The organism is Kitasatospora sp. NPDC003701 (genome assembly GCF_053587085.1).
This window is the reverse complement of sequence record NZ_JBSFNM010000018.1, coordinates 143,429-150,471: the sequence shown is the minus strand read 5'-3', so window position 1 is coordinate 150,471 and position 7,043 is coordinate 143,429. Positions and strand designations below refer to the sequence as shown.

9 protein-coding genes are annotated in these 7,043 nt (G+C 75.5%); 4 read left to right on the top strand and 5 right to left on the bottom strand.

The window, feature by feature from the left end:
- On the top strand, window positions 1-598 hold a 598-nt coding region (locus ACWDRR_RS19595), incomplete at its 5' end, for a phospholipase domain-containing protein (protein WP_449773440.1).
- Window positions 599-734: 136 nt separating this feature from the next.
- On the opposite strand, the gene ACWDRR_RS19590 is transcribed toward ACWDRR_RS19595, so the two are convergent.
- Window positions 735-1,412 (bottom strand): hypothetical protein, encoded by a 678-nt coding sequence (locus ACWDRR_RS19590; protein ID WP_449773439.1) that lies wholly within the window; start codon window positions 1,410-1,412, stop codon window positions 735-737.
- Between the two features lie 119 nt (window positions 1,413-1,531).
- Here ACWDRR_RS19590 and ACWDRR_RS19585 point away from each other — a divergent pair, with 119 nt between their 5' ends.
- The 3 genes from ACWDRR_RS19585 (at window position 1,532) to ACWDRR_RS19575 (ending at window position 3,724) form a co-directional block, all read left to right on the top strand.
- Window positions 1,532-2,182: an HAD family hydrolase gene (locus tag ACWDRR_RS19585; protein ID WP_449773438.1), complete on the top strand. Its 651-nt coding sequence runs from the start codon at window positions 1,532-1,534 to the stop codon at window positions 2,180-2,182.
- A gap of 196 nt (window positions 2,183-2,378) precedes the next feature.
- Window positions 2,379-2,885 (top strand): SigE family RNA polymerase sigma factor, encoded by a 507-nt coding sequence (locus ACWDRR_RS19580; protein WP_449773437.1) that lies wholly within the window; start codon window positions 2,379-2,381, stop codon window positions 2,883-2,885.
- A 44-nt stretch (window positions 2,886-2,929) separates the two neighbouring features.
- Window positions 2,930-3,724 (top strand): hypothetical protein, encoded by a 795-nt coding sequence (locus ACWDRR_RS19575; protein ID WP_449773436.1) that lies wholly within the window; start codon window positions 2,930-2,932, stop codon window positions 3,722-3,724.
- Between the two features lie 132 nt (window positions 3,725-3,856).
- Here the strand turns inward: ACWDRR_RS19575 and ACWDRR_RS19570 are convergent, their stop codons facing one another.
- The 4 genes from ACWDRR_RS19570 to ACWDRR_RS19555 form a co-directional block, all read right to left on the bottom strand.
- Window positions 3,857-4,366 (bottom strand): GNAT family N-acetyltransferase, encoded by a 510-nt coding sequence (locus ACWDRR_RS19570; protein WP_449773435.1) that lies wholly within the window; start codon window positions 4,364-4,366, stop codon window positions 3,857-3,859.
- Between the two features lie 129 nt (window positions 4,367-4,495).
- The gene (locus ACWDRR_RS19565; RefSeq protein WP_449773434.1) at window positions 4,496-5,176 is read right to left on the bottom strand and encodes a phosphonatase-like hydrolase; all 681 of its coding nucleotides are present in this window, start codon (window positions 5,174-5,176) and stop codon (window positions 4,496-4,498) included.
- An 11-nt stretch (window positions 5,177-5,187) separates the two neighbouring features.
- A complete protein-coding gene (locus ACWDRR_RS19560) occupies window positions 5,188-6,309 on the bottom strand; it encodes a TIGR03364 family FAD-dependent oxidoreductase (protein WP_449773433.1) in 1,122 nt (373 codons plus the stop codon).
- Window positions 6,310-6,448: 139 nt separating this feature from the next.
- Complete coding sequence (locus ACWDRR_RS19555) at window positions 6,449-6,961, bottom strand: pyridoxamine 5'-phosphate oxidase family protein (RefSeq protein ID WP_449773432.1); 513 nt, start codon at window positions 6,959-6,961, stop codon at window positions 6,449-6,451.
- Between the last annotated feature and the right edge of the window lie 82 nt (window positions 6,962-7,043).

Below are 7,043 nucleotides of genomic sequence, written 5' to 3'. Positions count from 1 at the left end.
CGCCCTGCCCGCCACCGGCACCCAGTCGATGCCCGTCCAGGAACCCGGCGAGCGCCCCCACCGCCACCTGCCCTACCAGCCCTGGGCCGACATCGCCGTCGACCGCGTCACCGGGCTGATCACCTGCACCCTGGCCAACAACGGCACGGTCGCCTTCCCCTACACCGTCTACCCCAACATCGTGTACGCCTTCGCCGGCACCCCGTTCACCGTGGCCCCCGGCGCCACCCGCAGCTACACCTGGGACGCCGCCGCCACCGACGGCCGCTACGACTTCACCGTCCACGGACCCGACGGCTTCGTCCGCCGCTTCGCCGGCACCGTCGTCCGCGCCGACCAGGACGACATCGCCGTGCCCGTGGTGACCGCCACCCCGGGCGCCACGGCGCTCTCCGTCCGTCTGGCCAACGCCGGCCGGACGGCGATCACCTTCACCCTGACGCCCAACGACTACGCGGGCACCGTCCAGACCGTCCGGGTCGCCCCCGGGGCCGCCACCACCGTCGGCTACCCGCTCGACCGGTCCCGCTACGACGTCGTGGTCACCGCCCCCACCGGCACCCGCTTCACCCAGCGCTACGCGGGCACCCTGCACTGAGCCCGGCCCTCCGGCGGAGTGGGACGTCGGCCCGTCCGACTTCCCACTCCGCCGCCGGGTGGGCGGCCGCCGGCCGGCCCGACCGGGGTGCGGCGAGGCGTCCTCCGGGTGGCCCCCGGCCCGGCGGAGCCGCGGATCAGGCCGGCGTACCGAGCCGCTCGGACGCGGGCTCGGACGCGGACGCGGGCTCGGACGCGGACGCGGGCTCGGACGCGGACGCGGGCTCGGACGCGGACGCGGGCTCGGACGCGGACGCGGGCTCGGACGCGGACGCCGGCTCGGCCCCGGCCCCGGCCCCGGCCCGGACCGTCGACCAGACCGCGCCGAGCAGCAGAGCGCCCGGAACGATCCCCGCGACCACCGCGATGACGGCGGCAGAGGCCCCGCAGCCCGCCAGGACCAGACCGGCCGCGCCGCAGGCGGACATCGCCGCGGCCAGCCGGTGCACGGCCGGCATCCGCCAGACGACGGCGAGGCCGAAGAAGTGCAGACCGACCACCAGGGTCAACCAGCCCACCACGGCCTTCGGCGCGTGCAGCAGGTCGTTGACGACGATGATGCCCGCCAGAGCGGCCACCACCTCGGCGGCCACCACGAGGCGGTAGCCCCGGCCGAAGATGCTCGGCGCCGGCCCGGTACCGCCGGTCCGGGCCACGCCGGCCCGGCGCAGGGCCGTGAACAGCCCCATGAAGGCGGCAATGGCGAGCAGGCGCAGGGGAATCCCGACGGTGGAGGGCAACGCACCGGCGTTCACCAGGACGAAGACGAGTCCGAATACGGCGCCGATGAGCCGGCTGGTCTGGTTCGATGTCACGGCACAGCGTCTCATCGTCGTGGATCACACCGCAAAATCCGGCTTCGCACCCCGCGCCTGATGCCCGCTCAGCCCGGAGGCCGTGTCCCGGCGGGCGGGTCGCCTCCTATCCTGCGGACATGATCAAGCCGATAGAACTGGTGATATTCGACTGCGACGGCGTGCTGGTCGACAGCGAACGCATCGCGGCCCGCGTCCAGGCCGCCCTGGGCGCGGAGCTGGGCTGGCCGCTCACCGAGGCGGAGGTGATCGAACGCTTCATCGGCCGCTCCCAGGCCTCGATCACCGAGCAGATCACCGCCCGGCTCGGTGAGCCGACGGCCGCGCTCTGGTGGAGGCGTTTCGAGCAGCTCCACCGCGAGGAGGTGGACGCCGGACTGGCCCCCGTCGACGGGCTCCCCGAGGCCCTGGCCGCCCTCACCCTGCCGACCTGCGTCGCCTCCAGCGGCTCCCACGAGAAGATGCGCCACACCCTCGGCCGCACCGGCCTCCACGAGCACTTCGCGGGCCGGATCTACAGCGCCACCGAGGTCGACCGCGGCAAGCCCGCCCCGGACCTCTTCCTGCACGCCGCCCGCCGCTCGGGTGTGGACCCGGCCGCCTGCGCGGTGGTCGAGGACAGCCGCCCGGGTGTCGAGGCCGCCCGCGCGGCCGGCATGCGCGCCTTCGGCTACGCCGGCGGCCTGACGCCCGCCGAGCGCCTCGCGGGCCCCGGCACCGTCGTCTTCCACGACATGCGCGAACTGCCCGCGCTCCTCGGCGCCCGCTGAGCCGCGGCCGGACGCCCGGGCCGGCGCCCGCCCGCACCGGGCGCCCACCCGGCGGCCCGCGGGCACCGCGAGGTCACGGGCACCGGACACGACCCGCCGCGGCCGGACGTCCGGGACGCGAACCCGGGGATCCCGTAACGCGCGACCGGTCCCGCCGCGTGCTTGGGGTGACATCAGTTCGAGAAGGGACCATTCGGTGGGGGACACACCCGCGGACTTCCTGGAGTTCGCCCATGCCCGCAGCGACCAGCTCTTCCGCACGGCGTGCCTGCTCACCGGCGACCGGTACCTGGCCGAGGACCTCGTGCAGGAGACCCTCGCCAAGATGTACCGGTCCTGGCGCAGGATCGACCGCGCTCAGGCGCCGATCGCGTACGCCCACACCGTGCTGGTCCGCACCTTCGTCTCGTACCGGCGCCGGCGCAGCGCCCACGAGCGCCCGGTCGACCGGCTGCCGGAGGGCCCGGCGGCCGGCACCGGCGACCCGGGCCTGCGGCTGACCCTGCTGGACGGGCTCGCGCGGCTCGCGCCGAAGGACCGGGCGGTCCTGGTGCTGCGGTACTGGGAGGACCGCCCGGTCGAGGAGACCGCGCGGATGCTGCAGATCGGCCAGGGCGCCGTCCGCGCCCGCAGTCTGCGGGCCCTGCAGAAGCTCCGGGTCGTGCTCGGTGACGACCTGCTCGCCGACCTCGAACTCCTCTGATCGAGCCGAAGCCCGGCACCCCCGCCCCTCGAAAGGAGAGCACCGTGAGCCCCGATCAGCAGTCCGGCCGGCCCCTGCACGAAGCGATGCAGCAGACCTCCGACCGGTTCGGCCCCCACCGCTCCGACCTCGTCCTCCGCGCGGCCGCCCGCGGCCGCCGGCTCCGCCTCGTCCGCCGGGCCCAGATCGCCGCGGTGGCCGCCGCCGTGGCCGGGGCCACCGTTCTGGGGGCGGTCCGGCTCGCGCCCCGGGCCGAGCCCGCCCCGCCGCCGGCCGTGCACCCGGCGCCGAGCGCCACCCCGACGCCCGGGCCGAGCCCGCTCCCGATCCGGAGTCCGTCGGCGAGCCCGCCCACCGGTGGCCCGCGCACGGGCCCGGTCTCGGCACAGCTGGCCGCGTTCCTGCCGCCGGGCACGACCACCCGGGTCCTCAGCACCGGCTCCTTCGAGGACGGCCGGCTCACCGAGTCGTCCGACGGGACCGGCGTGGCGGACGGACAGGTGATCCACGACGACGGGCACGGCCGGGCCGCCGTCGCCGTCAAGCTCACGGACGCGCCGCCGAGCACGCGCCTCACCTGCGAGCAGGCCGTGCCGCCGTTCTTCTGCGACGTCCTCCCGGACGGCACGGTGGTGAAGGCCGAGAAGGTGACGCTGGTGAGCGGGAACCTCGCGTGGATCGTCACGGCGACCCGCCCGGACCTCCGCAAGGTGGAGGTGGCGGCGTTCAACACCGATCGGCTGCCCGTCACGGCGGCGATCCGCCCCACCCGCGCGGAGCCCCCGCTGACGTTCGACCAGTTGCAGGCCATCGCCCTCAGCCCGCACTGGAACCGCTAGGGCCTGTCGGGGCCCCGGGGCGGCAGCGGCCGGTGAGGAGTGGGACGTCGGCCCGTCCGACTTCCTGTTCCGGGCGCCACCGCCGGAACACCCGGCCTGCGCCCGGGCGCAGGTTCACCGGGCCGTGGGCGCTCACCCGGAGCCGTCGGGCCCCGGGGGCAGCTCCTTGCGCATCAGGGTGCACATCGTCTCGTACCGGCGCACCGAGCCGTCCGGGGCCCGCTCGTCCCACCCGTCGGGGCGGCGGTCGTGGGCGACGTAGCCCAGCCGCTCGTACAGGGCCCGGGCCCGCGGGTTGTCCTCCTCCACGGCGAGCTCGGCGCGGCGCAGGCCGCGGCCCCCGATGCGGCGCTCCGCGGCCCCGATGAGCAGCGTGCCGATCCCGCAGGACTGCAAGGCGGGGTGGACGGCCAGCTGCCATATCGTGCCGGCGCCCGCGACGGCCCGGTAGTCGACACCGACCTTCGCCACCGGCAGGCCCGCCGGCGTGCAGACCGCGAGGTAGTCGACCTCGCCGCGCCCGGCACGCACCAACTGCCCGGCCACGTCGGCGAGGTGGAGATCGGACCCGGACCACCCGCAGGACTCCAGGTCGGCGGGCACCAGATCGCGCACCGCCAGTCTCAGTACCACCTCGGTCATGTGCACCGCCTCCGGCCGGTCAGCATCCCGGGCGAACCGCCCCGGGCGCAACGGCTTTTGTGCGGTGCCACGACCCGGTCGACCGGCACCCCCGCCCTCGCCGACGGGGGTGCCGGGGCCGGTGTCCGCTCAGCCCTGTGCGAGCAGGCCGGGCAGCTCGGCGATGGACTTCAGCACGTGCGTCGCCCCGTCGGCCCGCAGCCGCGCCTCGTCGTGGGCGCCGGTCAGCACGCCGGCCACCACCGAGGCACCCGCCCGGGTGCCGGTCAGCATGTCGTAGCCGGTGTCGCCGGCGACGGCGATCTGCCGGACCGAGTCCGTCCCGGTGCGCAGCAGGGCGGTGAGCGCGAGGTCCGGGTACGGGCGGCCGCGGCCGGCCTCGGCCGGGCAGAGGGTGAGGTCGGCGATCGACTCCCACCCGAGCGCGGCCAGGATGCGGTCCTGGGTGGCCCGGGAGAAGCCGGTGGTGAGGACGACCTTCCGGCCCTGGCCCCGGAGTTCGGCGATCGCCTCGGCCGCGCCCGGCAGCGCGGCGCAGTGGCCGGCGTCGACGAGGTCGTGGTAGGCGGCCTCGAAGGCGGCGTTGGCGGTCTGCGCCTTCTCCTCCTCGCCGAACAGGTGGCGGAAGACGGAGATCTTGGACTCGCCCATGGTGACCCGGACGTGCTCCAGCATGCGCGCGTGCTCGGGGCTGCCGGCCTCGACGCCGAGCGAGCCGGCGGCGGCCTGGAAGGCCCGCTCGACCAGGCCGTCGTCGGCGACCGTGGTGCCGGCCATGTCGAGCACAACGAGACGGATATCAATCGACATGTCAACTACCTCTACAGATTGGTGAGTTCGGCGGTGGTCTCGGCGATGGCCGGCGAGCAGGTCATCCCGCGGCCGCCGGGGCCGGTGACCAGCCAGACGGCGTCGCGGACCCGCTCCCGGTGGACGACCCGGGTGGTGTCCACGCACTGCGCGTACACCCCGGCCCAGCGGCGGCGCACCCGGGGCAGCGGCCGGCCGAGCAGTTCCTCGGCCACGCCGACCAGGTGGTCGTACGGGTCCTCGACGACGTCGAAGCCGAACGGCTGGTCGTACTCGTGGGTGTCGCCGATGGTGAGGCCGCCGTCCTTGCGTTGGACCATCAGCAGCTGCATCTTGTGCTCGGCGGCGATCGGCGGCTGCGGCTGCGCGGCCTTCAGCCGCTCCAGCGCGTCGCCGGCGAAGGCGGGGTAGTAGCGGAAGCTGTCGCCGTCGGCGACCGAGGTGGTGAGCTCCTCGCCGAGCGGGTCGGTCTGCATCATCTGCAGCCGCACCTTGCGGACGGGCAGCTCGGGCGCCAGCTCGCGCACCAGGCCGCCCAGCCAGGCGCCGGTGCAGAGGATGACCAGGTCACCGGTGTGGACGTCGCCGTGGTCGTCGCGGACGGCGTTCTCGCCGATCACCTCGCGGACCTCGCGCCCGGGGAGGAAGGTGTAGCGGCCGCTGGCGAGCAGCGCGGCGCGCAGCGCGGGCTGGGCGGTGCGCGGCTCGACGGCGGCGTCCCGCTCGCACCACAGCGCGCCGAGCAGCTTGCCGCGCAGCGCCGGGTTGGCGGCCCGCGCCTCGTCCGCGTCGAGCAGCCGGTAGCCGCGCGCGGCCGCGTCGGGCAGGGTCAGCGCCTGCTCGGCGACGGCGAGTTCGGCCTCGGTGCGGATCGCGGTGAGCGAGCCGTTGGCCCGGAAGCCGAGCTCGGGCACCTTCGCGCCGATCCGCTCCCACAGCTCGCGGGCCCGCAGCGCGGTGTCCAGCTCCTCGCCCGCGGCCCGGCCGCTGACCCAGACCAGACCGAAGTTGCGCACGGAGGCGCCGCGCGCCTCGGCCTCGCGCTCCAGGTGGACGACCTCGTGACCGCGTTCCACGGCCTGCCAGGCGTGCATGCTGCCGAGCACGCCTGCTCCTACGACGATGACTCTCATGCGGCCAGGCTGATGCCGCGAGGTGGCCAAGGGGAGTCCGAACAGCGGCGCTCAGGTGAACCGACCGAAAAGTTGTACAGCCAACCCGGTCCGCGCAGGCGGGCCGGGACGGGCCGGCCGGGCACACCCGGCCGGCCGCTCAGCGCACCACGGTCGCCCGCAGGTAGTTGCGCCGGCCGAAGTGGAGCTCGTCCACCACCGTCAGCTCCTCCACCTGGAACCGGTACAGCGCCGCCGCCCCGCCGCCGGTCAGGAACTGCCGCCGGACGTCCGCCTCCCGGGCGAAGGACGGGAACCGCCCCCGGTAGGCGGCCAGCGCCGCCTCCGCCTGGTGCCCCCACGCCTCCCCCGCACTGCCGGTCAGCTGGATCCCGCGCAGCTGCTCGCCGAAGACCGGCGGCGGCAGGAAGACGGTGGCCGCCGCCCGGGCCTGCTCGGCGAGGTGGTGGCTGTGCCGGGTGGCGCGCTCGCTGACGAAGTACAGGACCAGATCGTCGTCGTGGGCGAAGAAGGCCAGGTTGGCGTGCGGGCCGTGCTCGTGGCCGGCGGTGGCGAGCGTCAGCACCATGGCCTCGGCCAGCAGCCCCTCCACGCCCTTGCGGAGCTCCTCGGCGGGCCGGTCGCCCTGGGTGAGGTCGAGTCGGTACGGCATCGGCGGCACTTCCCTCCACGGGCACGCCGGGGCGCCGCGGCACCCCGGCACGAGTGAGCCGGGCGGGTGCCCCTCCGAAGGG